This window comes from Polaromonas sp. (genome assembly GCF_029945685.1).
Taxonomy (GTDB): domain Bacteria; phylum Pseudomonadota; class Gammaproteobacteria; order Burkholderiales; family Burkholderiaceae_C; genus Polaromonas.
In genome coordinates this window covers 24,431-51,050 of sequence record NZ_JAQSDA010000008.1, presented here as the reverse complement: position 1 = coordinate 51,050, position 26,620 = coordinate 24,431, and the positions used below count along the sequence as shown (strand labels likewise).

The 26,620-nt window shown below is 63.5% G+C and carries 27 protein-coding genes and 3 tRNA genes; 15 read left to right on the top strand and 15 right to left on the bottom strand.

The window, feature by feature from the left end:
- Window positions 1–67: 67 nt before the first annotated feature.
- Both PSV26_RS05730 and mutY read left to right on the top strand, forming a co-directional pair.
- Window positions 68–2,038: a dynamin family protein gene (locus tag PSV26_RS05730; RefSeq protein ID WP_300568733.1), complete on the top strand. Its 1,971-nt coding sequence runs from the start codon at window positions 68–70 to the stop codon at window positions 2,036–2,038.
- A gap of 89 nt (window positions 2,039–2,127) precedes the next feature.
- A complete protein-coding gene (gene mutY, locus PSV26_RS05725; protein WP_300569074.1) occupies window positions 2,128–3,180 on the top strand; it encodes an A/G-specific adenine glycosylase in 1,053 nt (350 codons plus the stop codon).
- 94 nt (window positions 3,181–3,274) lie between these two features.
- Here the strand turns inward: mutY and rapZ are convergent, their stop codons facing one another.
- The 3 genes from rapZ to PSV26_RS05710 are packed head-to-tail and all read right to left on the bottom strand — an operon-like array spanning window position 3,275 to window position 6,701.
- Window positions 3,275–4,135, bottom strand: coding sequence for an RNase adapter RapZ (rapZ, locus tag PSV26_RS05720; protein WP_300569071.1), 861 nt, complete (start codon window positions 4,133–4,135; stop codon window positions 3,275–3,277).
- 50 nt (window positions 4,136–4,185) lie between these two features.
- A complete protein-coding gene (gene recN / locus PSV26_RS05715; RefSeq protein ID WP_300568730.1) occupies window positions 4,186–5,829 on the bottom strand; it encodes a DNA repair protein RecN in 1,644 nt (547 codons plus the stop codon).
- Window positions 5,826–6,701: an NAD kinase gene (locus tag PSV26_RS05710; RefSeq protein WP_300568727.1), complete on the bottom strand. Its 876-nt coding sequence runs from the start codon at window positions 6,699–6,701 to the stop codon at window positions 5,826–5,828. Before PSV26_RS05710 ends, recN begins: the two co-directional genes overlap by 4 nt.
- A 48-nt stretch (window positions 6,702–6,749) precedes the next feature.
- Here PSV26_RS05710 and hrcA point away from each other — a divergent pair, with 48 nt between their 5' ends.
- The 4 genes from hrcA to greB all read left to right on the top strand — a co-directional run bounded on the left by hrcA (window position 6,750) and on the right by greB (window position 8,645).
- A complete protein-coding gene (gene hrcA / locus PSV26_RS05705) occupies window positions 6,750–7,769 on the top strand; it encodes a heat-inducible transcriptional repressor HrcA (RefSeq protein ID WP_300568724.1) in 1,020 nt (339 codons plus the stop codon).
- Between the two features lie 27 nt (window positions 7,770–7,796).
- Window positions 7,797–7,873, top strand: a tRNA-Ile gene (locus PSV26_RS05700).
- 30 nt (window positions 7,874–7,903) lie between these two features.
- Window positions 7,904–7,980, top strand: a tRNA-Arg gene (locus PSV26_RS05695).
- Window positions 7,981–8,066: 86 nt separating this feature from the next.
- Window positions 8,067–8,645, top strand: a complete 579-nt coding sequence (greB, locus tag PSV26_RS05690; protein ID WP_300568722.1) for a transcription elongation factor GreB — start codon at window positions 8,067–8,069, stop codon at window positions 8,643–8,645.
- 22 nt (window positions 8,646–8,667) lie between these two features.
- On the opposite strand, the gene PSV26_RS05685 is transcribed toward greB, so the two are convergent.
- The 4 genes from PSV26_RS05685 to PSV26_RS05670 all read right to left on the bottom strand — a co-directional run bounded on the left by PSV26_RS05685 (window position 8,668) and on the right by PSV26_RS05670 (window position 12,854).
- A complete protein-coding gene (locus PSV26_RS05685; RefSeq protein WP_300568719.1) occupies window positions 8,668–10,914 on the bottom strand; it encodes a bifunctional (p)ppGpp synthetase/guanosine-3',5'-bis(diphosphate) 3'-pyrophosphohydrolase in 2,247 nt (748 codons plus the stop codon).
- Window positions 10,915–11,027: 113 nt separating this feature from the next.
- A complete protein-coding gene (gene rpoZ / locus PSV26_RS05680; protein ID WP_077592946.1) occupies window positions 11,028–11,231 on the bottom strand; it encodes a DNA-directed RNA polymerase subunit omega in 204 nt (67 codons plus the stop codon).
- 43 nt (window positions 11,232–11,274) lie between these two features.
- Window positions 11,275–11,895: a guanylate kinase gene (gmk, locus tag PSV26_RS05675; RefSeq protein ID WP_300514053.1), complete on the bottom strand. Its 621-nt coding sequence runs from the start codon at window positions 11,893–11,895 to the stop codon at window positions 11,275–11,277.
- Between the two features lie 41 nt (window positions 11,896–11,936).
- Window positions 11,937–12,854: a YicC/YloC family endoribonuclease gene (locus PSV26_RS05670; RefSeq protein WP_300513526.1), complete on the bottom strand. Its 918-nt coding sequence runs from the start codon at window positions 12,852–12,854 to the stop codon at window positions 11,937–11,939.
- A 68-nt stretch (window positions 12,855–12,922) separates the two neighbouring features.
- Here PSV26_RS05670 and PSV26_RS05665 point away from each other — a divergent pair, with 68 nt between their 5' ends.
- The 7 genes from PSV26_RS05665 to PSV26_RS05635 all read left to right on the top strand — a co-directional run bounded on the left by PSV26_RS05665 (window position 12,923) and on the right by PSV26_RS05635 (window position 19,901).
- A complete protein-coding gene (locus tag PSV26_RS05665) occupies window positions 12,923–13,930 on the top strand; it encodes a serine/threonine-protein kinase (RefSeq protein WP_077592949.1) in 1,008 nt (335 codons plus the stop codon).
- Window positions 13,927–14,829 carry a PP2C family serine/threonine-protein phosphatase gene (locus PSV26_RS05660; RefSeq protein WP_300513524.1) on the top strand — a complete coding sequence of 301 codons (903 nt, stop codon included), beginning with the start codon at window positions 13,927–13,929 and terminating at the stop codon, window positions 14,827–14,829. The genes PSV26_RS05665 and PSV26_RS05660 overlap by 4 nt, the downstream gene beginning before the upstream one ends.
- A 111-nt stretch (window positions 14,830–14,940) precedes the next feature.
- Window positions 14,941–15,669, top strand: a complete 729-nt coding sequence (gene rph, locus PSV26_RS05655) for a ribonuclease PH (protein WP_300568717.1) — start codon at window positions 14,941–14,943, stop codon at window positions 15,667–15,669.
- Between the two features lie 46 nt (window positions 15,670–15,715).
- A complete protein-coding gene (rdgB, locus tag PSV26_RS05650; protein ID WP_300513520.1) occupies window positions 15,716–16,315 on the top strand; it encodes an RdgB/HAM1 family non-canonical purine NTP pyrophosphatase in 600 nt (199 codons plus the stop codon).
- Between the two features lie 22 nt (window positions 16,316–16,337).
- Window positions 16,338–17,588, top strand: a complete 1,251-nt coding sequence (gene hemW, locus PSV26_RS05645; protein WP_300568715.1) for a radical SAM family heme chaperone HemW — start codon at window positions 16,338–16,340, stop codon at window positions 17,586–17,588.
- A gap of 306 nt (window positions 17,589–17,894) precedes the next feature.
- Window positions 17,895–18,749 (top strand): outer membrane beta-barrel protein, encoded by an 855-nt coding sequence (locus tag PSV26_RS05640; protein ID WP_300513517.1) that lies wholly within the window; start codon window positions 17,895–17,897, stop codon window positions 18,747–18,749.
- Between the two features lie 273 nt (window positions 18,750–19,022).
- Window positions 19,023–19,901, top strand: a complete 879-nt coding sequence (locus PSV26_RS05635; RefSeq protein WP_300568712.1) for a hypothetical protein — start codon at window positions 19,023–19,025, stop codon at window positions 19,899–19,901.
- A gap of 76 nt (window positions 19,902–19,977) precedes the next feature.
- Here PSV26_RS05635 and PSV26_RS05630 read toward each other — a convergent pair whose 3' ends face one another.
- Window positions 19,978–20,454: a hypothetical protein gene (locus PSV26_RS05630; protein WP_300513513.1), complete on the bottom strand. Its 477-nt coding sequence runs from the start codon at window positions 20,452–20,454 to the stop codon at window positions 19,978–19,980.
- Between the two features lie 248 nt (window positions 20,455–20,702).
- On the opposite strand from PSV26_RS05630, the gene PSV26_RS05625 reads away from it, so the two are divergent.
- Both PSV26_RS05625 and PSV26_RS05620 read left to right on the top strand, forming a co-directional pair.
- A tRNA-Ser gene (locus PSV26_RS05625) sits at window positions 20,703–20,790 on the top strand.
- 37 nt (window positions 20,791–20,827) lie between these two features.
- Window positions 20,828–21,361, top strand: a complete 534-nt coding sequence (locus PSV26_RS05620; protein WP_300568709.1) for a hypothetical protein — start codon at window positions 20,828–20,830, stop codon at window positions 21,359–21,361.
- 22 nt (window positions 21,362–21,383) lie between these two features.
- Here PSV26_RS05620 and ureG read toward each other — a convergent pair whose 3' ends face one another.
- The 7 genes from ureG to PSV26_RS05585 form a co-directional block, all read right to left on the bottom strand.
- Window positions 21,384–22,040, bottom strand: coding sequence for an urease accessory protein UreG (gene ureG / locus PSV26_RS05615; protein ID WP_300568706.1), 657 nt, complete (start codon window positions 22,038–22,040; stop codon window positions 21,384–21,386).
- Window positions 22,041–22,070: 30 nt separating this feature from the next.
- Window positions 22,071–22,769 (bottom strand): urease accessory UreF family protein, encoded by a 699-nt coding sequence (locus PSV26_RS05610; protein ID WP_300568703.1) that lies wholly within the window; start codon window positions 22,767–22,769, stop codon window positions 22,071–22,073.
- Window positions 22,766–23,386, bottom strand: coding sequence for an urease accessory protein UreE (ureE, locus tag PSV26_RS05605; protein WP_300568700.1), 621 nt, complete (start codon window positions 23,384–23,386; stop codon window positions 22,766–22,768). Before ureE ends, PSV26_RS05610 begins: the two co-directional genes overlap by 4 nt.
- Before the next feature lie 14 nt (window positions 23,387–23,400).
- A complete protein-coding gene (locus PSV26_RS05600; RefSeq protein ID WP_300568697.1) occupies window positions 23,401–25,194 on the bottom strand; it encodes an urease subunit alpha in 1,794 nt (597 codons plus the stop codon).
- An 85-nt stretch (window positions 25,195–25,279) separates the two neighbouring features.
- Window positions 25,280–25,585, bottom strand: coding sequence for an urease subunit beta (locus PSV26_RS05595; protein WP_300568695.1), 306 nt, complete (start codon window positions 25,583–25,585; stop codon window positions 25,280–25,282).
- 9 nt (window positions 25,586–25,594) lie between these two features.
- A complete protein-coding gene (locus tag PSV26_RS05590) occupies window positions 25,595–26,212 on the bottom strand; it encodes a HupE/UreJ family protein (protein ID WP_300568693.1) in 618 nt (205 codons plus the stop codon).
- A gap of 18 nt (window positions 26,213–26,230) precedes the next feature.
- Window positions 26,231–26,533 (bottom strand): urease subunit gamma, encoded by a 303-nt coding sequence (locus tag PSV26_RS05585; RefSeq protein WP_300513499.1) that lies wholly within the window; start codon window positions 26,531–26,533, stop codon window positions 26,231–26,233.
- Window positions 26,534–26,620: the final 87 nt, after the last annotated feature.

The following is a 26,620-nucleotide window of genomic DNA, read 5'->3' as shown; positions in this document are numbered from 1 at the left end:
CACGCCGGGGGGATGACCGTTTCCGCTGGGCGATGCTATATTGACCGGTCTATGTCCACGCCGAACCATGTCCTTTAACGAACAATTTGACCAGCATGGCGCCTGGCGGCGTGAGTTTGCCTTGCGCCTGAAGCTCCTGTCCGAATGGATGAAGGGCCACGATCTGCTCAATGCCGCCGTGGAAGAGCGCCTGCTCCGCCTGGAGTCGCAAGTGCGTTCGGACAAGGTCATGGTGGCTTTTGTCGCTGAATTTTCGCGCGGCAAGTCCGAACTGATCAATGCGATCTTTTTCGCCGGCTACGGCCGACGCATCATGCCGGCCAGTGCCGGACGCACGACCATGTGTCCGACCGAACTGGGCTACGATCCGGACACGCCGCCCTGCCTGCGTTTGCTGCCCATCGAGACCCGGCTCAAGCCGCAGGCCTTGATGGAATGGCGCATGGTTCCCGAGAAGTGGACCCGTGTCGACCTCGATGTGAATGATCCGGTCAAGCTCTCGAAGGCGCTGGAAAAGGTGGCCGAAGTCCGCCACGTCTCTCAGGACGAGGCACGTGCGCTGGGGTTCTGGCATGACGACGCACCGCAGGACAATCCGCGGGTCAATGCCGACGGTCTGGTGGAGGTGCCGAAGTGGCGCCATGCACTGATCAACATCGCCCACCCGCTGCTCAAGCAGGGGCTGGTGATTCTCGATACGCCAGGGCTCAACGCAATTGGCGCCGAGCCGGAACTGACGGTGAGCCTGATTCCGCAGGCCCATGCGGTGGTCTTCATCCTGGCGGCCGATACCGGCGTGACCAAATCCGACCTGGCCATCTGGCGCGAACACCTGATCACCGAGGGTGACAATAACGATGCCCGCCTGGTGGTGCTCAACAAGATCGATACCCTGTGGGATGCCCTGAGTTCGCCCGCACAGATCCAGGCGCAAATCGAGCGTCAGCGCGCCAGCTCGGCGGAAATTCTGGGGCTGCCGGTGGCCCAGGTCCTGCCCGTTTCCGCGCAAAAAGGCCTGGTCGCCAAAGTCACGGGTGACGACAAGCTGCTGCAGGCCAGCTGCCTGCCCGGCCTGGAGCTGGCCCTGGCGCAGGGTGTGATGGGGCAGCGGCAGAAAATCCTGCGTTCCGCGGTGGCCGCCGGCATCGTCGAGCTGCGCGCCGAAGCGGGCCGCGTCATCCACATCCGCCGGCGCGACCTGGCCGAGCAGATGATCGAGCTGCGCGGTCTGCGCGGCAAGAACGACTCGGTGATCAAACACATGCGCTCGCGCATCGAGCAGGAGCAGCTTGAGTTCAATGCCAGCGGCGCCAAGATTCAGGCCGTGCGTTCCATCCACCTGAAGCTGCTCAGGGAAGTCTTCCACCTGCTGGGCACACCCACGCTCAAGACCGAGCTGGCCGAACTGACCGACGCACTCAAGCAGCCCGGCATCAAGCTGGGCGTGAAGAAGGCCTATGGCAAGACCTTTGCGCGGCTGCGCGAAGGGCTGCAGAAAGCCCAGACCACCAGCGCCGACATCCAGAGCATGCTGGGCGGATCGTTCAAGCAGCTCAATGCCGAATTCGGATTTTCCCTGCAGGCGCCCAAGGAGCCCGAGATGGGCCGCTTCATGGTGGACCTCGAGCAGATCGAGCGCAGCCACCTGCAATACCTGGGCGTCGCCAACATTCTCAAGCTGGCGCAGCCGGATTTTTCCGACCGGCTGGTGCGTGCCCTGGCCACGCGGCTGCGCGTGGTGTATGAGACCGCGCTCGGCGAAGTCGAGCTGTGGAACAAGTCGGCCGCCTCGCAGCTCGATGCCCAGCTCAAGGAGCGTCGGCGCAACTTCAGCCGCCGCATCGAGGCGATCGAACGGATTCAGCAGGCTGCCACCGGCCTGGATGAACGCATCGCTGAAATTGCCGCCCATGAACGGGCGCTGGATGAACTGGACGGCAAACTCGACGAGCTGACGGACCGGCTCGTGCATGCGCCGGCCAGTCCGCACGACCCGGCCTTGGCGGCTCCGGCCGCCGCCATGATCCAGGCCGCCTGAGCGCGGGGATGGCCCTGAGCTCCACGCCCGGCAACGGTGTGCCCCCGCTGCTTTCCGGGTCGGCGGGGACTGGCTGGCAGGCAGAGGAGTTGGGCCGCCGTTTTTCCGCACAGGTCGTGCGCTGGCAGAAGAGCCACGGACGCCACAGCCTGCCCTGGCAGAACACGCGTGACCCTTATCGCGTCTGGCTGTCCGAGATCATGCTGCAGCAAACGCAGGTGGCCACGGTGCTCGACTATTACGCACGTTTCCTGGCGCGGTTCCCGGCGGTGGCCGATCTGGCCGCCGCCGCGCAGGACGATGTGCTGGGTTTGTGGAGCGGTCTGGGGTATTACAGCCGGGCGAGAAACCTGCACCGCTGTGCGCAAGACGTCGTGCGCTTGCATGGCGGGCAGTTTCCGCAGACGGCGGAGCTGTTGCAAACCCTGCCCGGCATCGGGCCCTCGACTGCCGCGGCCATCGCCTCTTTCTGTTTTTCGCAGCGCGTGGCCATTCTGGACGGCAACGTCAAGCGGGTGCTGACACGGGTCACCGCGTTTTCCGGCGATCTCGCTTCCAGCACGCAGGAGCGGCAGCTGTGGGCCATCGCCACCGAACTGCTACCGCGCCGCCAACTGAGGGAAACCATGCCGCGTTATACCCAGGGCCTGATGGATCTGGGTGCAACGATCTGCACGACACGCCAGCCCTCCTGCCTGCTGTGCCCGGTGCAGGGCATGTGCCGGGGCCTGGCCAGCGGCACGCCGGAAAGTTTTCCGGTCAAGACCCGCAAGCTCAGGCGCAGCGCGCAGTCGCTGACCTTGCTGTGGGCAGAAAAAGCCGACGGCAGCGTGTGGCTGGAACGCCGTGCTGCGCCCGGCATCTGGGGTGGCCTTTATTGTTTTCCGGTGTTCGACAGCGAAGAGGATTTGCTGGCGGCCTTGCCCGCGGCCCTGCAGACCCGGTTGACGGCGGTCCAGCCCTTTGTGCATGTGCTGACCCACAAGGACCTGCGCCTGTCGCCGATGGTGCTGGCGCTGTCGGCCCCGGAGGCCAGAAGCACCCGCCTGCCGGGCGCCGGTGCCTGGTTTGCGCGCGAGGGCTGGGAGGCGCTGGGACTGCCTGCGCCGATCAGGAAGTTGCTCACGCAACGCGCGGCCTGATTCCCCGGGATTATTGATGAAAAAGGCCTGCAGCCCTTGATGGGCGGGCGCGAGCAGCTATTAAAAACAGAGTACTCCAGCCGCGCGGGCCAGCTCACGGCGCGGCGTCGAGTTCCCGGTGGCGCTTGAGCGTGACCCAGTGCGGGCCGAAAGCCTGCGCCAGCTGCTCGACCAGGTAAACCGAGCGGTGCTGGCCGCCGGTGCAACCGATGGCCACCGTCACATAGCTGCGGTGGTCGCGGGCCAGCGCGTGCAACCAGTGGCCGATGAACTGCTCGATGTGGCGGAACATGTCGTCCACCTCGGGATGTCCTTGCAGGTAACTCACCACCGCCGCGTCCTTGCCGGTCAGGCGGCGCAATTCCGGTTCGTAATGCGGGTTGGGCAACATGCGCACATCAAACACGTAGTCGGCGTCGACGGGCACGCCGCGCTTGAAGGCAAACGATTCAAACACCAGGGTCAGCTGGGTGGCCGGTGAGGAAATCAGCGCCTTCACATAACCCTGCAGCTGGGACGGCCGGATCATGCTGGTGTCGATCACGTGGGCCTGTTCGCGCAACTCGCCGAGCAGCTCTCGCTCCTCGTCGATTGCATCGACCAGGGCGCGCTGCTGGTCCAGGTCGTCCCGCCGCGACAGCGGGTGCATGCGCCGGGTTTCCGAAAAGCGCCGCACCAGGGTGTCGGTGCTGGCGTCGAGAAACACCGATTGCACGGCCACGCCCTGTTCCCTCATCTGCGCGAGCTGCAGCGGCACCAGCGGCAGCGAGACGGCGCTGCGCACGTCCATGGCGATCGCCACCTTGCTGGCGCCGTGCTGCTTTTCCAGCGCCACAAAAGGCAGCAGCAGCTCGGGCGGCAGGTTGTCCACGCAGTAGTAGCCCGCGTCTTCCAGGGCATGCAGCGCGATGGATTTGCCGGAACCGGACATGCCGGTGATCAGCACCATGTCCATGTGCGGGGTCAGGTCCGTGGCCATGGCCGGGGTGGGGTCGGGGGCGGCGTTCATTGGCCCAGCATTTCCTTGGCATGGGCCAGTGTGGTGCCGGAGAGCTTTTCGCCGCCCAGCATGCGGGCCACTTCGGCCACCCGCTGCTCGCTGTGGACCAGCTCCACGGTGCTCACGGTCTTGCCATGGTCCGGGCGTTTGGCCACCATCAGGTGATGGTCGGCACAGGCCGCGACCTGGGGCAGGTGGGTGACGGCCATGACCTGCCGGTCCTTGCCGAGCTGCTTCATCAGCCGGCCCACGGTTTCGGCCACCGCGCCGCCGACGCCAGCATCCACTTCGTCAAAAATCAGGGTTTGCGCCTGCCCGAGCTGGCTGGTGGTCACGGCAATCGCCAGCGCAATGCGCGACAACTCGCCGCCGGAGGCGACCTTGCCGACCGGCCGCGGTGTGCTGCCGCTGTGGCCGGCCACCAGAAATTCTGCCTGCTCCAGGCCATGCTGCGCGGGCTGCTCCAGCTTGCCCAGCGCGACTTCGAACCGGCCGCCTTGCATGCCCAGGCCCTGCATCGCCTGGGTGATGGCTTTGGCCAGCAGCGGCGCCGCCTTGCTGCGGGTTTTCGACACCTGGCGCGCTGCTTCCATGTACGCGGCCTGGGTCATCTGCTCGGTTTTCTCCAGGCCCACGAGGTCGGCGGCCGCATCGAGTTTCTGCAGCTCGCTGCGCCAGCCGGCCAGCAGTTCCGGCAGCTCGGCCGGCGTGCGCTTGTAGCGCCTTGCCAGGCTGACCCACAGCGAAAGGCGTTCGTCGAGTTCGGCGAGGCGCTGCGGTTCCAGCTCGGCATGCCGGGCGTAGCCGTGCAGCGAATGCACGGCATCTTCCACCTGGGCCAGGGCACTGCTTAAAACCTCGGTCAGCCCTTTGAATTCGGGCTCAATATGCTCCTGATTCTGTAGCGCAGTAAGGGCGCGTCCCAGCAGGGCACTGGCATTGTCATCGGACTCCTGCAGCGCATCGACGGCCGTCTGCACTGCATCGCGCAGGGACTGCACATTGGACAGCCGGCTGTGCTGCGTGTTGAGTTCTTCCCATTCCTGATCGCCCGGTGCCAGCTTGTCGAGCTCACCGATCTGCCAGGCCAGGCGTTCCCGCTCGCGCTGCAGGCTGTCCTGCGCCGCGCGCGCGTCATGCAGGGCCTTGTGCGCACTGCGCCAGGCCTGCCAGGGCTGCGCCAGCGCCTGCGCCGGGACACCGGCGTAGGCGTCGAGCAAGCCGCGCACCGCATCGGGACGGGTCAGGCTTTGCCAGGCATGCTGGCCGTGGATGTCGACCAGCAGGTCGGCGATCTCGCGCAGCTGGGTGGCCGTGGCCGGGCTGCCGTTGATCCAGGCCCGGCTTTTGCCCTGGGCGTCAATCGTGCGGCGCAGCAGCAAGTCGTCTTCGGTCGCAAAGCCGGCCTGGTCCAGCCAGGGGCCGAGCCGGGCCGGTGCGTCGAAGGTGGCGCTGATCTCGCAGCGCTGCGCGCCCTCGCGCACCACACCCGCGTCGGCGCGAGCACCCAGGGCCAGTTGCAGGGCGTCGATGAGGATGGACTTGCCGGCCCCGGTCTCCCCGGTAAGGACGGTGAAGCCGCTGTCCAGGTCCAGCGCGAGTTCACGCACGATGACAAAGTCGCGCAGGGCGATGTTCTTAAGGCTCATACCGCACCTTCATTCCAGTGAAGTTTTTTCCGCAAGGTGTCGAAGTAGCTCCAGCCCCTGGGGTGCAGGAAGCGCATCTGGTACTTCGAGCGCCGCACCGTGATGCGGTCGCCGTGCAGCAGGCTGGCCAGCGACTGCATGTCGAAATTGGCGCTGGCGTCGCGGCCCGCGACAATTTCCACGGTGACCTCGCCCGTGTCGGGCAGCACGATGGGCCGGTTCGACAGCGTGTGCGGCGCGATCGGCACCATGACCCAGCCGGAAATCGAGGGATGCAGCAGCGGACCGCCGGCCGACAGCGCGTAGGCGGTGGAACCTGTCGGCGTGGCAATGATCAGGCCGTCGGCGCGTTGGTTGGCCACAAAACGGCCATCGACTTCGACCCTGAGCTCGACCATGCCGGCCGTGGCGCCGCGGTTCACGACCACGTCATTCATGGCGGTGGCGCTGAAGACGCAGCGGCCGTCACGCATGACCTCCGCCTGCATCATCCAGCGCCGGTCTTCCTCGTATTCGCCGCGCAGCATGGGCTCGAGCGCCGTCTGGAAATCCTCGAAGGCGATGTCGGTGATGAAACCCAGCCGGCCCTGGTTGATGCCGACCAGTGGCACACCGAACTGGGCCAGTTGCCGTCCTATGCCCAGCATGGTGCCGTCGCCGCCGACCACCAGTGCGAGGTCGCAATGCGCACCAACGCCGGCCACGTCGAGCACTGGGTAGTGCATCAGGCCGGTGTTGCTGGCCGTGTCTTTTTCCAGCGTGACCTCGCAGCCCTGCGTGTGCAGGAAGCCGGCAATTTCCTCCAGCGCCGAGCGTGAACCCTGCGCGTGGTACTTCCCGATCAGGGCGACGTGACGAAATTGCGACTTCATCGCCAAATTACATCACAACATTCTTGCCAAGCTTCGTAGAATGGCTTCATGCTTGATGAACGTGCCCGACTGTTGTTAAAAGCGCTTGTGGAGCGCTACATCGCCGACGGTCAACCGGTCGGCTCGCGCACGCTGTCCAAGGCCTCCGGACTGGACCTGTCGCCGGCGACCATACGCAATGTCATGAGCGACCTGGAGGATCTGGGCCTGATCGTCAGCCCGCACACCTCGGCCGGCCGCATTCCGACCGCCCGCGGTTACCGCCTGTTTGTCGACACCATGCTGACCATGCAGCGCGACCAGTATTCGTCGCTCAGCACGCTGGGCGCGCCCCGCCTGGCACCGGACCAGCCGCAGAAGGTTTTCAGCAACGCTGCCAACATCCTGTCGGACCTGTCGCAGTTTGTCGGTGTCGTGATGGCCCCGCGCCGCACGTCGGTGTTCCGCCACATCGAATTTCTGCGCCTTTCCGAAAAGCGCATCCTCGTCATCATCGTCTCGCCCGACGGCGACGTGCAGAACCGCGTGATCTTCACCGAGACCGACTACACCCAGAGCCAGCTCATCGAAGCGGCCAACTTCCTCAATTCACACTACGCCGGCATGGCGATCGAGGAAGTGCGCGAGCGCCTGGGCAGCGAGGTCGAGGCCCTGCGCGGCGAGATCGCCAGCCTGATGCAGGCGGCCGTGCAGGTCAGCACAGAAGCGATCGAGTCGCGCGACGAGGTGGTGATTTCGGGCGAGCGCAACCTGCTGGCCGTCAGCGATTTCTCCAGCGACATGGGCAACCTGCGCAAGTTGTTCGACCTGTTCGAGCAGAAGGCCCAGCTCATGCGCCTGCTCGATGTGTCCAGCCGGGCCGAGGGCGTGCGGATCTACATTGGCGGCGAAAGCCAGGTCGTGCCCTACCAGGAGCTGTCCATCGTGACCGCACCCTACGAAGTGGACGGGAAAGTCGTGGGCACCCTGGGCGTGATCGGGCCCATGCGCATGCCCTATGAAAAAATGATCCAGATCGTCGACATCACGGCCAAGATGGTCAGCAGCGCACTGAGCCACAGCAAGTAGGGCCGGTACAATCTGCACTGGCGACGTGGGGCGTTAGCTCAGTTGGTTAGAGCAGAGGACTCATAATCCTTTGGTCCACAGTTCAAGTCTGTGACGCCCTACCACCCATTAAATAGGTTATAATTTGAGGCTTAGCGGCTGTAGCTCAGTTGGATAGAGTACTTGGCTACGAACCAAGGGGTCGTGGGTTCAATTCCTGCCAGCCGCACCAAACGTCAAGCCCTGGAACCGAGAGGTTCCAGGGCTTTTTCGTTACGATGTCCCGATATGGACACGTTTTGACTGCCTCAGTCACTCATGAGCAAAGCCTTCACCAAAGAAACCGACGCGGAAGACGACGACGAACTGTCGCTGCCGCCTTTGCCTGCGGGTGGCAAGAACTACATCACGCCCGAGGGTTACGCACGGCTCAAGGACGAGTTGCTGGACCTGATCGACAACGAGCGTCCCAAGGTGGTGGAGGTGGTTCATTGGGCTGCCAGCAACGGGGACCGCTCCGAAAACGGCGACTACCACTACGGCAAGAAGCGGTTGCGCGAGATCGACCGGCGCATCCGGTTTTTGACCAAGCGGCTGGAAATTGCCGAAATTTCCGACCCGGCGGTTCACCACGGCAGCGACCAGGTATTTTTTGGCGCCACGGTCACCTACATCGACAGCAGCGGTTCCGGGCAGACCGTGACCATTCTGGGCATCGACGAGGCGAACAGTGCGCGCAACCAGGTCAGCTGGATATCACCCATTGCCCGCGCCCTGCTGAAGGCGCGGGTTGGCGATGAGGTGAAGCTGGCCACTCCGGGCGGGCTCAAGGACATCGAGGTGATGCAGGTCAGTTATCCGGCGCCGGATGCCCGCCGCGGGCAGCACCGCTCATGAGGTAACCAGCCTGCGGGGCGGTTCAGACGCCTGGTTTGGCGCGCTGGACCCGCAAAACCGAAGGCGTGCGCTTGACGCCGCGCATGACCGACGCCAGGTGAATGCGGTCACGCACGGCCACATCAAAGCGCAGGTCAGTGGCGTCCTGCGCCGGCTCCTGTCCCATGTCGACCCGCGTGATGTCGGCTTCGGCGGCGGCCAGCGCCGAGGCCACGCGGGCAAGCACGCCTTTGCCATTGGTGACCGTGACCAGCAGGCCGGTTTCAAAGGCACGGGTGGGTTCGTCCGACCAGTCAACCGCAATGAAGCGCTCGCTGTCGCGGTGCTGCAGCTTTTTGGCGACGGCACAGTCGTCCGTGTGGACCACCAGGCCTTCACCGCGTCCCAGATAACCCACGATGGCATCGCCCGGGATGGGACGGCAACACGGGGCAAACTTCACCGAGGCGCCTTCGCTGCCGTCCAGCACCAAGGCACCCTGAGAAATCGACTCGTGCGCGGTGTAACGCTCGCGGCTCATCAGCAAAGGGTCCGGTTTTTCGCCGGTTTCCGCCAGCAGGGTGACGATGCGTTTGGCGATCATGCTGGCGATCCGTTTGCCCAGGCCGATGTCGGTCAGCAACTCGGCGCGCGTGCGGTTGCCGCTGAAGCGCAGGATTTTTTCCCAGGTGGCGTGGTGGGCGTCGTCGTCCTCGGACAGCCGCTCGCGGTCTATGCCCTCGGCCCGCAGGGCTTGCGCCAGCATTTTCTCGCCGAGGTCCTGCGACTCGCTCAGGGCCATGGTTTTGAGGTGATGGCGGATTTTTGACCGGGCCTTGCCCGTGCGCACAAAACCCAGCCAGGCGGGGTTGGGGCTGGAGACCGACGCGGTGATGATCTCGATCACGTCGCCGTTGTGCAGCTCCGATCGCAGCGGAACCTGCTCGCCGTTGACCTTGGCGGCCACGGCGCGGTGCCCCACGTCGCTATGGATGGCGTAGGCAAAATCGACAATGGTGGCGCCGCGTGGCATGGCCATGATCTGGCTTTTCGGCGTGAACACATACACGGCGTCGGGGAACAGGTCGATCTTGACGTGGTCCCAGAACTCGGCGGCATCCCGCGTCTCATGCTGGATATCGAGCAGGGACTGCAGCCACTGGGTGCCCAGCCGCTGCGAGGCGTCACTGTCCGGGTCGGTGGCCTTGTAGAGCCAGTGCGCGGCAACGCCGGATTCGGCCACGATGTGCATGGCCTCGGTGCGCATCTGGAATTCGATGTTGGTGCCGAAGGGGCCGACCAGCGTGGTGTGCAGCGACTGGTAGCCATTGACCTTGGGAATCGCGATGTAGTCCTTGAACTTGCCCGGCAAGGGCTTGTAGAGCTGGTGCAACACGCCCATGGCGGTGTAGCAGGCAGTGACGCTGGCAACAATGACGCGAAAACCGTAGATGTCCGTCACCTGCGCAAACGACAGGTGTTTTTCATCCATCTTGCGATAGATCGAATAGAGGGCTTTTTCGCGCCCGTAGATATGCACCTGGATGCCGGCGCCGGCAAACGCTGCTTCCACTTCGGACTGGACACGCTTGATCACGTCGCGCCTGCGGCCGCGTGCACGGGTCAGGGCCTTGGTCAGCGTGGCATAACGCCAGGGGTACAGGTGCTGGAAGGCGAGGTCCTGCAGCTCTCGGTAGGTGGCGTTCAGGCCAAGGCGGTGCGCGATCGGCGCATAGATGTCCAGGGTCTCGCGCGAGATGCGCTGCCACTTGCTGCGCGGCACGTCGCCGAGTGTGCGCATGTTGTGGCTGCGGTCGGCCAGCTTGATCAGGATGACGCGGACATCACGCGCCATCGCCAGCAGCATCTTGCGAAACGATTCGGCCTGGTTTTCCTCGCGGGTATTGAACTCCAGTTTTTCCAGCTTGGTCAGGCCGTCCACCAGTTCCGCGACCGGCGCGCCGAAACGCTCGATCAGCTCCGGCTTGGTGACGCCGCAGTCCTCGATTGCATCGTGCAGCAGGGCGGCCATGAGGGCCTGGGCATCCAGCTTCCATTCGGCGCACTGCTGCGCTACAGCGATCGGATGGGTGATGTAGGGCAGGCCGCCGTTGCGGATTTGGCCCAGATGCGCTTCATCGGCAAAGCGGTAGGCGGTGCGGACGTTATTGACGTCCTCGACGCTCATGTAGTCCAGTTTGGCCGTGAGCGCAGCAAAACTCGCTGCGGCGGCATTGGCGGCAGCCGGCGTGGACTTGATGCTTGCGATGGGAAAATCCAGGGCGCTCATGCCTTAAATGTATCGTGGTGCCGATAAAACGTGAAAAAAGCGGGCATTCCACGACGTTGAGAAAACAAAAAAGCACCGCGGGCGGTGCTTTCTGGAGGATAGAGAAGGGGGCTTTAGCCTGGAACCTTTTTCAGCATTTCGAGGCCAATTTTGCCTTCGGCGATTTCGCGCAAGGCGGTCACGCCCGGCTTGTTCTTGCTTTCGATCTTGGGTGCATGGCCCTGGCTGAGCATGCGCGCGCGGTAGGTCGCGGCCAGAACGAGCTGGAAGCGGTTGGGGATTTTTTCCAGGCAGTCTTCAACAGTGATGCGGGCCATGATGATCTCCGGGTTAAACGCAATGGGGGGATAAAGCAGCAGGTCAGTCAATGTGCAAGGCCTTGAAGGTCTCGGCTCGGGCACGTCGTTGGGCTGCAAACTTGAGCCGTTGGGCATGAACAATGGTTTTCAGGTCGAAAACCGCCCGCTCAAATAACTCGTTGATTATAACGAAATCGAATTCACGGGCCTGGGCCATCTCGATGGCCGCATTTTTCAGGCGCAGTTCGATCACTTCCGGCGCATCCTCGCCGCGGCGCTCCAGCCGTGAGCGCAACTCTTCCCAACTGGGCGGCAGGATGAAAATCAGGACCGCGTTGCTGAAAATGCGCTTGATGTTGATCGCTCCCTGAAAGTCGATTTCCAGGATGACGTCGGCACCGGTCGCCACGCGTTCCTCGATCGTCTGCCGCGACGTGCCGTAACGCTGGCCATGGACATGGGCCCATTCGAGGAAGGAGTCCCGCAGCACCATGCCGTCAAACTCCTCCGACGAAATAAAGAAATATTCGCGGCCATGTTTTTCCTGCCCGCGGGGCGGCCGGGTGGTGTGTGACACCGCCGGTTGCACCCGCGCATCGAGCTCCATCAGGGCCTTGACCAGACTGGATTTGCCGGCGCCACTGGGCGCCGCGACAACGAAGAGATTTCCGGGATAGTCCATAGCGGCGGGTGTTGTAGGTTGTTGTTCTGGCCGGTCAGGCCTTATTCGATGTTCTGGACCTGCTCGCGAATCTGCTCTATCAGCACCTTCATGTCCACCGAGACATGGGTAAGTTCCAGCGACCCGGATTTTGAGCCCAGCGTGTTGGCTTCGCGGTGCAGCTCCTGGATCAGGAAGTCGAGTCGTTTGCCCACCTCGCCGCCGGCCGCCAGCAGCCGGTCGATTTCGTCCAGATGGGAGGACAGACGCGTGATTTCCTCCGCCACATCGATGCGTATCGCAAAGGAGGTGGCTTCCGTCAGGGCCCGGTCCTGCGCCGCTTCGGGCAGGGTACTGCCGCCGCCCAGCGCCATGGCTTCCTGCCAGCGTTCCATGAAACGGATTTTTTGCTGCTCGACCAGTTTCGGCACCATGGGCACGGCCGAGGCCGCCAGCGCCCGCAACTGGGCCGTGCGGTCCAGCAGCATCTGCGCCAGCCGGGCACCTTCGCGCTCCCGGGCCGCGAGCAGGTCCTTCAGAGCCTTTTTGGACAGTTTGAGCAACTCGTCGCTGTAGTCATGGATGGTTTTGTCTTCGCCGCCGGCCAGCCGCAGCACGTCGGCCACACTGAGGGCGGCGGCATGGGGCAGCCACGATTTCACCGTGTCTTCCAGGGAGCCCAGGCGCTGCAGCGTGCTGGCCGCCGGGGCGCGCAGGTTGCTGCCGGAGTTGCTCTCCAGCGAGACACGCATTTCTATCTTGCCGCGCTTTAGCTTGCCGGTCAGCAGCTCGCGCAAGGCCGGCTCGACCTGGCGCAATTCATCGGGCAGGCGGAAGGCCAAGTCCAGAAAGCGGCTGTTGACCGAGCGTATCTCCACACCCAGGCGTGCGCTGACGTCCGTCCCGGCGTCTGTTTCAGGGGTATTTCGCGCGGGGTTGGATTGGACGGCTGCATAGCCTGTCATGCTGTAAACTGACATTTAGTAATACGCTTTTCGTAGAGTAAACAGGACCTGGTGATCCCGTCACCTTGCATCAATCCCGAATTATGTCAAAGGTCAAGCCCGCGCCACTCCCACCCGATACCGTCATTGGCGGCTATCGCGTCGTGCGCAAGCTGTCGGCCGGCGGGTTTGGGGTAGTTTACTTGGCCGTCGACAACGAGGGCCAGCAGGTCGCCATCAAGGAGTATCTGCCGTCGTCGCTGGCGAGTCGCCCGCCGGGTGAATTGCTGCCCCAGGTGCAGCCGGAAAAGCTCTCACTGTACCGACTGGGGCTGAAGAGTTTTTTCGAGGAAGGTCGCTCGCTGGCCCAGATTTCGCACGCGTCCGTGGTGAGCGTGCTCAACTTCTTCCGCGAAAACGAAACCGTCTACATGGTGATGAACTACCTGGAGGGTGGCACCCTGCAGGATTTCATCATCACCGCACGCGAACTCAAAAAGCAGAAGGTGTTTCGCGAGTCGACGATCCGCTCGCTGTTTGACGAAATCCTGCGCGGTTTGCGCATCGTGCATCAGCACAAGATGCTGCACCTGGACATCAAGCCGGCCAACATCTTCGTGACCGACGACAACAAAGCCGTGATGATCGACTTCGGCGCCGCCCGCGAGGTGTTGAGCAAGGAAGGCAACTTCATCCGGCCCATGTACACACCTGGTTTCGCCGCGCCCGAGATGTACCGCCGTGATTCGTCGATGGGGCCCTGGACCGACATTTACGCGATAGGCGCCTGCATTTACGCGACCATGCAGGGTTATCCGCCCAATGATGCGCCGCAGCGCCTTGAAAAAGACCGTCTGTCGCTTGCACTGTCCCGTTTGCGCGGCGTGTATTCAGACAACCTCATTGAAGTGGTTGAATGGTGCATGTCACTCGATCCCCTGTCCCGGCCGCAATCGGTTTTTGCCCTGCAAAAAGAGCTCAGCCGCGAGGGTGAGCGTCGCTACACCAAGCTGACGGTCGGCGAAAAAATGCGGCTTCAGTTTGACAACATGGTGTCAGACACCAAGAAAACCGCGCGCAAGGCCACCGGCTTTGCGACGAAATTCAAATGAAATTCTCGGTATTTCAGGTCAGTCGCAAGGGTGGTCGCGAGAAAAACGAAGACCGCATGGGGTATTGCTACACGCGCGAGTCGGGCCTGTTTGTGCTGGCCGACGGCATGGGCGGCCACCCCGAAGGCGAGGTCGCGGCCCAGCTGGCGCTGCAGACCATTTCCGCGCTGTATCAGAAGGAAGCCCGGCCGCTGGTCAGGGACACCACCGAATTCCTGTCGTCGGCCCTGATGGCGGCGCACCACCAGATCATCCGTTATGCCAGCGAAAAAGGCATGCTCGACACGCCTCGCACCACGGTGGTGGCAGCCATTTTGCAGGGATCGGGCGCGACCTGGGTCCATTGCGGTGACTCGCGGCTCTACGTGGTGCGAGACGGCGAGCTGCTGACCCGCACGCGTGACCACTCCTACCTGGAGCAGCAAAACGCCGGCATCATCAAACTCGAGCGCCTGAACCGCAACATCCTGTTCACCTGCCTGGGCTCCCCGTCCAAGCCGGTGTTCGACATCGCCGGCCCGGTGGTCCTGCAGCAGGGCGACAAGCTGATGCTGTGCTCCGACGGGCTGTGGGGCACACTGACCGACGCTGAAATTGTCCGCCATATGGCTGGCAACAGCGTGTCCGAGGCCGTGCCCGACATGGTCGAACACGCGCTGCGTAATGGCGGCGAGCACAGCGACAACGTCACCGTGCTGGCGATGGAATGGGAAACCCCCGACGCTTTTGAATCGACGCGCGGCATTTCGACCGACAGCATCATGGACGGCGTGTTTGCATCGACCATTCAAGCCGGCGTGCTCGACTCCAGCGTCGAAGACCTTGACGATGCGGCGATCGAACGTTCCATCGCTGAAATCAACGAGGCGATCCGCCGCTCGGCGGCAAAAAAGGCCTGAGTTTCCTTCAGGCAGCTTGGCCGCCTTCGCGCAGGTGCTGCCTTTGGCCTGACTTCCCTATTCTTTTTTTCCTGTTTCCCCCGGGCGCAGCGACGCCAGAAAGCCCTGACCATGAGTTCATTTTCACGAAGCAACGCCCGTGCCGCTGACCAGTTGCGCCCGGTGCGCATCACCCGGGCCTACACCGCCTATGCGGAAGGTTCGGTCCTGATCGAGTTTGGCGCGACGCGGGTGCTCTGCACCGCCTCGGTCGAGGAGAAAGTGCCGGGCCACAAAAAGGGCAGTGGCGAGGGCTGGGTCACCGCTGAATACGGCATGCTGCCGCGTGCCACCCACACCCGCAGCGACCGCGAGGCCGCGCGCGGCAAGCAGAGCGGGCGCACGCAGGAGATCCAGCGCCTGATCGGGCGCTCGATGCGTGCGGTGTTTGACCTGAAAAAACTCGGTGAACGCACCATTCATCTCGACTGCGATGTGATCCAGGCAGACGGCGGCACACGCACGGCCAGCATCACCGGCGCCTTCGTTGCTGCGCAGGACGCGGTGAACAAATTGCTGGCTGAAGGCAAACTCAAGGAAACACCGATCATCGGGCACGTGGCCGCCATCTCCGTCGGCATCGTGCAGGGCACGCCCTTGCTCGACCTCGAATACATTGAAGACGTCAGTTGCGACACCGACATGAACGTGGTGATGACCGGCGCCGGCCATTACGTCGAGGTGCAGGGCACAGCGGAAGGCGCGGCCTTCTCGCGCAAGGAGATGGATGCGTTGCTGCTGCTGGCTGAAAAAGGCATCAGCGAGCTGGTCACGCTGCAGGAGCAGTCGCTCCTGAATTAATAGCTGCTTGCGCACGTCCCGATTGGGCTACAGCCTTATTTTAATTATGAAAATCGTACTCGCATCGAACAACCCCGGAAAACTCGCTGAACTGCAGGCCATGCTGGCACCGCTGGACGTGACGCTGGTGAAACAGTCCGACCTGGGCATCCCGGAGGCCGAGGAACCCTTTCGGACTTTTGTCGAAAACGCCCTGGCCAAGGCGCGTCATGCATCACGGCTCAGTGGCCTGCCGGCGCTGGCCGACGACGCCGGCCTGTGTGTTGATGCCTTCGGCGGGCTGCCGGGTGTGGACACGGCCTTTTACGCCACGCAGTTTGGCTACGACAAGGGCGACGACAACAATGTGCGCGCCCTGCTCGAACAGATGGCCGGCTTGGAACAGCGCCGCGCCGCGCTTGTCAGCACCCTGGTCGCCGTGCGTTCAGCCGACGACCCCGAGCCGCTGATTGCGATGGGCCGTGTCAGCGGCGAGATCGCGCGCGAGCCGGTGGGCAGCAACGGCTTTGGTTTTGACCCGGTGATGTACATCCCGGCCTTCGGCAAGACCTTTGCGCAATTGCCGGTCGAGGTGAAAAACGCCCACAGCCACCGCGGCATGGCGGCGCGCCAGATGATGGACCTGATGCGCGAGCGCTGGCTGTGAGCGCTTTCGTGTTCGTAGTCCCATGACTTTTCCCATTCCCGTCGTCAGCGCGTCGCCCGGGGAGGAAGCCGGGGCGGGGCTCAAGGACATCCAGCACTACATGCGGGAAGGCACGCTGCAGCTGTCTGCATTGCCGCCGCTGTCGCTGTATGTGCACCTGCCCTGGTGCCTCAAGAAGTGCCCTTACTGCGATTTCAACTCGCATGAAGTTTCCGGCGAGTTGCCCGAGCAGCGTTACCTGGGCGCGCTGATGGCCGACCTCGAAGCCTCGCTGCCGCTGATCTGGGGCCGCACGGTGCACAGCATCTTCATTGGCGGCGGCACGCCCAGCCTGTTTTCGCCGCAGGCCATCGACCGCCTGCTGGCTGACATCCGCGCGCGGCTGCGGCTGGAGCCCGACTGCGAAATCACGCTGGAAGCCAACCCCGGCACCTTTGAAAAACACCGCTTCAAGGCCTTTCGCAGCGCCGGTGTCACACGGCTGTCGATAGGCGTGCAAAGCTTTGACGACGGGCACCTGAAAGCCCTGGGCCGCGTGCACGACCGCGCCCAGGCGCTGGCCGCGGTCGAGGAAGCCGCGCAGGCTTTCGACACCTTCAACCTGGACATCATGTACGCCTTGCCGGGCCAGACGCTGGATGGGCTGGAGCGCGACATGCTGCAGGCGCTGGCGTTTGCGCCGCCGCATATTTCGATCTACCACCTGACGGTCGAACCCAACACCTTCTTCGCCAAACATCCGCCTGTGCTGCCGGAAGAAGACGACGCCTACGCCATGCTGGACCGCATCACCGAACTGACCGCCGCAGCCGGCATGGACCGGTATGAGGTGTCGGCCTATGCCCGGCCCGGCCACCGCTGCCTGCACAACCTGAACTACTGGAAGTTCGGCGACTACCTGGGCATAGGCGCCGGCGCCCACAGCAAGCTCAGTTTTGCGCACCGCGTGGTACGCCAGGTGCGTTTTCGCGAACCCAGGCTTTACATGGACAAGGCGCTCGCCGGCACGCCGGTGGCGCAGGACAACGAGGTCAGCCGTGCCGATTTGCCGTTCGAGTTCATGCTCAACGCCCTGCGCCTGCGGGAGGGCTTCAAGCTGCAGGACTTTGCCGAAAAAACCGGCTTGCCGTTGACGGCGATCCAGGCCGGGCTGGATGAGGCCGAACGCAAGGGCCTGATCGAGCGGGACTTTGCGCGCGTCAAGCCAACCGAGCGCGGCTTTGACTTCCTGAACGATTTGCAGACGCTGTTTCTGGATCCTGCACAGTCATAAACCGGCTGTTCGCTTTGGGGCAGCGGCCGGCTTTTGGCCCAAGCAGTCTCTCTCAGGTTGGGCATCGCAGGACCCGGGATACGCACCCCCATGACCCGGCCCAAGCATCCCCTCGCGAATTCGCAGTGTTGCTTTTTTGCGAAATGACGGTGATTGCTGCCATCTTCCTACAAACGGACGACACATGCCCGCCCACATTAGCGGGTGATTTCACTCTTGGTGTGACTCGAATTTGTCAATACGAGCCAGGCCAGCAATGAATCAGCGGCTTTTTTATCAACTGTCTCAACCCTTAGGACAAACATCATGACAGCATCAAAATTCCCGGCAGCCCGGCGCGGACTGGGTCTTATCGCTCTGGCGGTACTGGCAACTGTTTCCAGCTCCGGCGCCTTTGCGCAAGACGAGACCACCGGTCCGTATATTGGCGGCAACATCGGTCGTACCCGCGCCGACTTCAACAACGACTCCATCAACCGGACGCTGGTCGGTCAGGGTTTGAGGGTCGGTACCGCGACTGAGGACAACAGCGGCACGGGCTACAAACTGTTCGGCGGCTACCAGCTCAACCGAAATTTTGCGGTGGAAGGTGGTTATTTTGATCTGGGCAAGTCCAGCTACACGGTTAACGCCAACCAAATTGTCGGTAACGCACCCGGCACCTTCAACGGTGAAACTCGCGTTCGTGGTCTGAACCTGGATCTGGTGGGCATGTTGCCTTTGTCTGATCGCTTCTCGGTGTTCGGTCGCGTTGGTGCGGCTTACGCACAAAGCCGGGCCAGCTTCAACAGCACCGGCTCCGTCCCTGTGAACCCCTCCAGCACGCGTAGCAACAAAACCAACCTCAAGGTCGGCGTGGGCATGCAATACGCCATCACCGAAGCGCTGGCTTTGCGTGGCGAACTGGAACGCTACCGCATCGAGGACCCGGTCCGCAACCGCGGCCACATCGATATGGCATCCCTTGGCCTGGTCTACCGTTTTGGCCCCAAAGCCCAGACGCCTGTTGCGCAAGCCTACGTGCCACCGGCCTATGTCGCTCCGGCGCCTGCCCCTGCACCGGTGTACGTCGCGCCTCCTGCGCCCGTGGTCGCACCCGCCGCCGCGCCAACGCCCGCGTACGAGCCACCAGCACGTCCCGCCAAACAGGGCCGTAACTAAGTAGGTCTTGGAGGGGGTTGCAGAAGTAGAAGTACATGCTTCCGTGACCCCCGTCGCTTGACCTGATGCTGGAGGATGACTCGCTCATTCAGCCATCGGCAAAGGGACAAAACGAACGAGAACTTCCCCTGTGGTTGTGTCGGGTTCCCTGTCAAGGAATGGCGAGACAGAGATTTGCCGTGAATATGCCCTGCCGTGTCACGGTCAAGCCTGCATAATGTGACGACTCAGCCTGCCTTGACAGGTTATCGTCTCGCGCTCAGGATCAACACCATGCCAACTCAGATAAAAAATAATGAACGCCGGCTTGGGGGTGGTCTGCCGCAGACCAGTTTCACCCGCTCTGTCTTCCTCTTTCTGGCCCGATGTGTCCTGCCGGGAGCAGTTGCGCTCACTGCAGTGATACTTCCAGCCGCCGCCGCACCGAACTCCCCACCTTCAGGCACGCCAGAACCTGCCATAACTTCGCGTGATAACGCCAGCGCCTCGGCATCTGCCGACCCGCAGGCCGCGCCGGTTCAGCTTGTCAGGCTGGCCAACTTTGGCCAGGAAGCGTCTTCGCCGGAGTCCAGGAAATTGGCCGACTGGGTGGTTGACTCGGCCAACAACGGCAATTTGCCCTTCATGATCATCGACAAGGCACAGGCCCGCGTGTATATGTTCAATGCCCAGGGACAGCTTCGAGGCGCGTCTGCTGCGCTGCTGGGCCTGGCCGTGGGCGATGACACCGTTCCCGGAATTGGTCAGCGCAAGCTGTCGAGCATTCTTCCGTCTGAGCGCACCACGCCTGCCGGTCGTTTTGTGGCTTCACTGGACCGGGATATCCACGGCCAGGAGGTTCTGTGGGTGGATTATGACTCTGCCCTTTCGCTGCACCGGGTCGTGACGGGGCAGCCCAAGGAGCGACGGGCAGAGCGCCTGGCCACACCGAGTCCACTGGACAACCGCATTTCCTTTGGCTGCATCAATGTGCCGGTCAAGTTCTATGAAAACGTGGTGAGTCCGTCGTTTACCGGAACAAATGGCATCGTCTATATCCTCCCGGAAACGCGCTCGGCCCGTGAGGTCTTCGGCTCTTACGATGTGCAGGAGTCCTCGCGCAAGCAAGCCTCCGCCGGGGTTGCTCCGGCAGGTAACGCCGGCGCGAGATAGTTCGGTATTCGAGGGTGGCAGGGGCGCCTCCCAACGCTGCAGGCGATCTTCCCCGCTCATGGGCGGGGCCGGCCGGTCAGGGCTTGCGTCTGGCCTCGTAGGCGGCAATCGCCTTCTTCAGGTCGGTGTACTCTTCGCAGGGCATGAAGCACAGCTTGTCGAGCGCGGCCAGATGCTGCCTGGCCTTGGCCAGGTCCCCCACCATCAGGTAGGCCTCGCCCACATACTCATGCGCGCCGCGGTGTTTCGGGTTGAGCCGCAGGGCTTCCCCATAGTGCTTGAACACCAGCGCCATGTCCGGATTCGCGCCCTTGCGGATCGAATAGGCGTAGAGGTTGTGATAGTCGGCATTTTGCGGCGAGCCCGCCAGCGCTTTCTGCAAGCCGCTCTGGGCGGCGGCCCAGTCCTTCTTCGCAAACGCTGCCTGGGTGGCTGCCAGCACAGGGTCGGCAGAAGCGCCGGCGTCCGCCGAACTGCTCACGTCGCCCGCGGCAAAGGCCGCTGAGCAGACAGACAGCAACGCGAAAACCAGATGTTTGACGAGACGGTTCATGGCTGACTCCCTGGAAGCCGATGGACATGCGCGGGGTGGCATGCAGCACAAATGGTACTGCGCCGGCCGGCGGCAGTAAACCGTCTGCTGCCGGGAATATCGCAGGGGTGGGGTGCACCAGGAAAACGGCGCCGGATGTTCTTGTGATCCGCGGCCTTCACCACGGTCTCGCCGATCCCTTCCACGCGGCGTGTCAAGCCAGGCGGCCTGGAGTCGGTTCGCCTGTTAGCGGTTAAACTACCCCTCCTGGAAGCGTGGCAGAGTGGTCGATTGCACCGGTCTTGAAAACCGGCAAAGGGAAACCTTTCGTGAGTTCGAATCTCACCGCTTCCGCCAGACGGTCCGTCACCGGCCCGTAGCTCAATCTACTCCCATGATTTCCCCCTTTCGTTGTTGGCCCGCTCTCGTCAGCTTGTTGCTGGCTGTTTGGGCCGGCCCTGCAGCCGCACAGCCGCTCGCACAGCCGCTGATTCCGCCCGGGGTGCACCTGGGCGTGACCGTTTCCGAGTTGCGCGAAGCTGTACCGGGCCTTCATCCGGTTCCTCGGCCGCAGTCCGTCGCTGGTGCTGTCGGGCGCTGGAGGGTTGATGGTGTCCAGCAGGCGGGTCTGGCTTTCGACGAGACCTTCTTTTTTGCCGGGCCGGCGCTGCAGCGCGTGGAACTGCTGCTGCAACCCGGCACGTCCTCAACCTCCGGCGAGGCTTTCGCGCATCTGGTGGCCTCGCTGCAGGCTCAGTATGGGCCCGAACTGCCGCTGCACGGCGCTTTGTCCAGCGTGGAGGCGGGAAGCGCCTCCTGGGTGCACGACGGCGTGGACATTCTGGCCCTGCAATCCGGTTCTGCGGGCCGAACCAGCGTGCGTCTGATTTACAAGGCGCGCGTTCTCAAGGACGCAGGCGAACTCTAGAGGCGGGCACCCCGGCTCAGGTTCAAGCCGCGCCCAGCATGCCTCTGCTTTCGATAAACGCCACCACCTCCGCCAGGCCCGTGTTGGTCTTGAGGTTGGTCATGACAAAAGGCTTGAGGCCCTTGGTCGTGGTGCGCATGCGGATGGTGTCGGCTTCCATCACGGCCAGGTCGGCGCCCACGTAGGGGGCGAGGTCGGTCTTGTTGATGACGAACAGATCGCTTTTGGTGATGCCCGGGCCACCCTTGCGCGGAATTTTTTCGCCGGCGGCGACGTCAATCACGTAAATCGTCAGGTCGCTGAGTTCGGGGCTGAAGGTGGCGGCCAGGTTGTCGCCGCCGGACTCGACAAACACCACGTCGGCGTCGGGAAAGTCTTCCAGCATGCGGTCGATGGCTTCGAGGTTGATGGATGCGTCTTCGCGGATCGCGGTGTGCGGGCAGCCGCCGGTTTCCACACCCATGATGCGTTCGGCATCGAGCGCGCCGCTGACGGTGAGGATGCGCTGGTCTTCCTTGGTGTAGATGTCGTTGGTGATCGCGACCAGGTCGTACTTGCCCTTCATGGCCTTGCACAACATTTCAAGCAGGGTGGTTTTTCCGGAGCCGACCGGCCCGCCAATGCCTACGCGCAGCGGAGGGAGTTTTTTGGTTCGATTGGGGATGTGGTGCATGCTCATCGGAAGTGCCTCGGAATGGTGACTTCGCGCTCAGGAGCGGAAAAGCCGGGAATACTGGGTTTCGTGTTGCGATGAAAGAATCGCCAGCATGGGCGAAAAGGCCTGGCGTTCATGGTCTTCCAGCGCCATCGCCGTCGTGATGGCTGCCGGAATTTCTGCAGCCAGCCGCGCCAGGATGCGCTGGCCGGCGCTCTGGCCCAGCGGCACCGATTTGAGCGCGGCCTGCATCATGTTTTCGGCCCAGCCAAACGCGTAGGCGGTCAGGCAATCGGTCACACCGGCAGCCAGTGGCGAGGCGGCCAGTGCGAAGGTGACGGGGTAGGTCGGTGGCAACTTCGCGCAAGCATCGATCGCTGCATCGCTAATGCTGTGGTGATTGCGCAGCCAGTCGAGCAGCGAGCGGCCCATCTGTTCGGTCTGCGCCCGCAGCTCGCTGGTTTCGCGGGTCTGCAGCATCCAGTCGTTGAGGGCTTTGACCTTGTCAAGTTTGGCGCTGCGCCAGGCCGGAATCGCCTGTGCGATCACCGCCAGGTCGGCGCGCGCCAGGCTCAGCTGCATCTGGTCGCTGAGCCAGTCGGCCGCTATGCTTTCCGTAGCTACTCCCGCCCGGTCCACGCCGGCTTCCAGCCCTTCGGAGTAGGAAAACCCGCCGACGGGCAGGGCCGGGGAGGCCAGCCAGATCAGCTGCAGCAGGCTGGCGGCCGGCAGGGGCTGGGCCGTGGCGCTCAATGGCTGTGCGGCTTGTGGGGGTGGATCTGGATCGCGACCGGCGGCGCCTCGTGCGCGTGGTCATGTCCGTGATCGTGGCCGTGATTGCAGTCGGGCCCGTGCACGTGGGGCGCAGGCGCCGCAGCCGGTGCATGCGCATGGCTGTGCTCGTGGCTGTGGCCGCCCGCGCTGTAGGCGCCACCTTCCGGTTCGAAGGACTCGCTGACTTCGTTGACGATCAGGTGCATGGAGCGCAGCATCTCCGCCAGCACATGGTCGGGCTCGATCTTCAGGTGGTCCGGCTTGAGCTCAATCGGCACATGCCGGTTGCCGAGATGGTAGGCCGCGCGGGCCAGGTCGAACGGTGAGCCATGCGCGTTACAGGCGGTGACGCGCAGCACGGTTTGCGGCGCAGCAATGACCCTGATCATGGAGCCGTCTTCGGCCACCAGTACGTCAGCACCTCGCACCAGCGTGCCGCGTGGCAGAAAAATGCCGAGCTGGCGGCCCAGCGAGTCGGTGGCCTCGAAGCGGCTTTTCTGGCGGATGTCCCAGTCGAGTTCGACCGTGGCAGCGCGCTTGAGCAGCACGGGTGCCAGGCCAGCGCCCTGCGGCATGATTTTGGAAACCTGGAGCATGGATGAAGTTCGTTTCAGAAAAGAAAATAGCGCTGCGTCATGGGCAGGCTGGTCGCCGGCTCGCAGGTCAACAACTGGCCGTCGGCGCGCACCAAGTAGGTCTGCGCATCCACTTCCATTTTCGGCGCATAGTCATTGTGGATCATGTGGCGCTTCTGTACGCCGCGGATATTTTTCACGGCGGCGATGTTCTTGGCCAGACCAAAACGCTCCTTGATGCCGCCGGCCAGACCCGCCTGCGAGACGAAGGTCAGCGAGCCCTTGGCAATCGCGCCGCCGAAGCCGCCGAACATGGGCCGGTAGTGCACCGGCTGCGGGGTCGGGATGGAAGCGTTGGGGTCGCCCATGGCGGCCATCGCGATGAAGCCGCCCTTGAGAATCAGCGCCGGCTTGATGCCGAAGAAGGCCGGCTTCCAGACCACCAGGTCGGCCCACTTGCCGACTTCGACGGAGCCGACCTCGTGGGAGATACCGTGGGCGATCGCCGGGTTGATGGTGTATTTGCTGATGTAACGCTTGACGCGGAAGTTGTCACACCGAGGGCTATGGTCTGCTGTACTCGGCAGGCCACCAATCGCTTCCCTCTCCCCACGGGAGAGGGATGGAGGGTGAGGGTTGGCGGGAGGCGCGAGGTGACCCCGCTGGACCTTCATCTTGTGCGCGGTCTGCCAGGTGCGGATGATGACCTCGCCGACGCGGCCCATGGCCTGGCTGTCGCTGCTCATCATGCTGATCGCGCCCAGGTCGTGCAGCACGTCTTCGGCGGCAATCGTTTCCTTGCGGATGCGGCTCTCGGCAAAGGCCAGGTCCTCGGCGATCGCCGGGTCGAGGTGGTGGCAGACCATCAGCATGTCCACATGTTCGTCCAGCGTGTTGACGGTGTAGGGCATGGTCGGGTTGGTCGAGGACGGCAGAAAGTTCTGCTCCCCGACCACCTTGAGGATGTCGGGTGCATGGCCGCCGCCCGCGCCTTCGGTGTGAAAGGCGCACAGGGTGCGGCCCTTGGTCGCGGCAATCGTGTTCTCGACAAAACCGCTTTCGTTGAGCGTGTCGCTGTGAATGGCCACCTGCGTGTCGGTCTCGTCCGCCACGTCGAGGCAGTTGCTGATCGCGGCCGGGGTCGTGCCCCAGTCCTCGTGCAGCTTCAGACCGATCACGCCGGCATCGATTTGTTCATGCAGCGCGGCCGGCAGGCTGGCGTTGCCCTTGCCGAGAAAACCCAGGTTCATAGCAAAGGCGTCGGCCGCCTGCAACATGCGTTCAATGTTCCACGGGCCGGGTGTGCAGGTGGTGGCAAAGGTACCGGTGGCCGGGCCGGTACCGCCTCCCAGCATGGTGGTGACACCCGAGGTCAGCGCTTCCTCGATCTGCTGCGGGCAGATGAAATGGATGTGCGAGTCGATGCCGCCGGCGGTGACGATCATGCCTTCGCAGCTGATGATCTCGGTGCCGGGGCCAATGATCATCTCGACCCCGGGCTGGGTGTCGGGGTTGCCGGCCTTGCCGATGGCCGTAATGCGCCCGCCCTTGAGGCCAATGTCGGCCTTGACGATGCCCCAGTGGTCGACGATGAGCGCGTTGGTCATCACGCAGTCCATCGCACCTTCTGCCCGCGTTTTCTGTGACTGCGCCATGCCGTCACGGATGGTCTTGCCGCCGCCGAATTTGACTTCTTCGCCGTAGCTGCCGGCACGCAAGGTGTAGTCCGCCTCGACCTCGACCATCAGCTCGGTATCGGACAGGCGCAGGCGGTCGCCCACGGTGGGACCGAACATTTCTGCGTAAGCGCGTCTTCCTATCGTTGCCATTAACGGACTCCCGCAGGGCCGCCCCAAGGGAGGCCAGCGCCCCCTCGGGGGGCAGTGAATACACGAAGTGATGAACGTGGGGGCATCAAATCTTCCCTTGGACAAGGCCGCGAAAGCCGTAAATCTTTCGTTCGCCGGCGAAGTCCACCAGCTCCACCGTGCGCTGTTGCCCCGGCTCGAAGCGAACGGCCGTGCCGGACGCGATGTTCAGGCGCATGCCCTGCGCGGCGGCGCGGTCGAAAGCCAGCGCGCCATTGGTTTCGGCGAAGTGGTAGTGCGAGCCGACCTGGATCGGCCGGTCGGCGCTGTTTTGCACCACCACGGTCAGGGTGCGGCGCCCTGTATTGAGTTGGTGGTCGGGGCCGTCAGTGATCAGTTCGCCGGGAATCATGAACTCACCTTAAGCGAGGCGGCCGAGCAGGGCCAGACCGAAGACTGCCACGCCGGCACCGGCCAGACGCGGCACCCAGACGTTGGCGTGGCGCAGGCCCCAGCCGACCGCCACGCCGGCGGCGTGTATCAGCAGGGTGGCGGACAACATGCCGGCCACGACCGGCAGCGCGGTGGCATCGCCGGCGAGCTCGTAGCCGTGGGCCACGCCGTGGAACACTGCAAACACGCCGACCAGGGCGGCAGCGCCGATGCCGGGGACGCGCCAGCGCGTCAGTACCAGCAGGCCGAGGACCAGCAGCGAGGCCGCGATCATGGGTTCGACAGCCGGCAAAGCCACCCCCTGCAGTCCGAGCGCGGCACCGACCAGCAGCATGGCGGCGAAACCCAGCGGCGCCCACAGCAGGTTGGGCCAGGCGCGGCGCGCTGCGAGTGCGCTCCACAGGCCGACCGCGACCATGGCTGAGAGGTGGTCCAGGCCGGTCAGCGGATGCAGGAAGCCGCCCAGAAAGGCGCTGGCGTGGCTGTGCGCCCCCTCGGTGGCTTCATGGCCAATATGGGCGCTAGCCCCCATCGACAGGGCGCAAGCAGCTATAAAAAAGAGAGCGTTCTTGGATTTGATTTGCATGGTGCTGTCTCGGCTTGTTTAAACAATCGGCTGGTGAACGGTGACAAGTTTGGTGCCGTCGGGAAAGGTGGCTTCGACCTGGATGTCGGGAATCAGCTCGGGGATGCCGTCCATCACGTCGGCGCGTGTCAGGAGGGTCCGGCCTTCGCTCATGAGCTGGGCCACGGTTTTTCCGTCGCGCGCACCTTCCATCACGGCGGCGCTGATCAGCGCGACGGCTTCGGGGTAGTTCAGTTTCAGACCCCTGGCCTGGCGCCGTTCGGCCAGCAGGGCGGCCGTGAAGATCAGCAGCTTGTCTTTTTCTCGGGGGGTCAATTCCATGGGTTCTCCGGGGGCGGCTGCGGCATTGTTGGTGTGCCGGGGTGCAAGAATGGTGCCACAGGAACGGGATGGTTTTCCCTCTGTGGC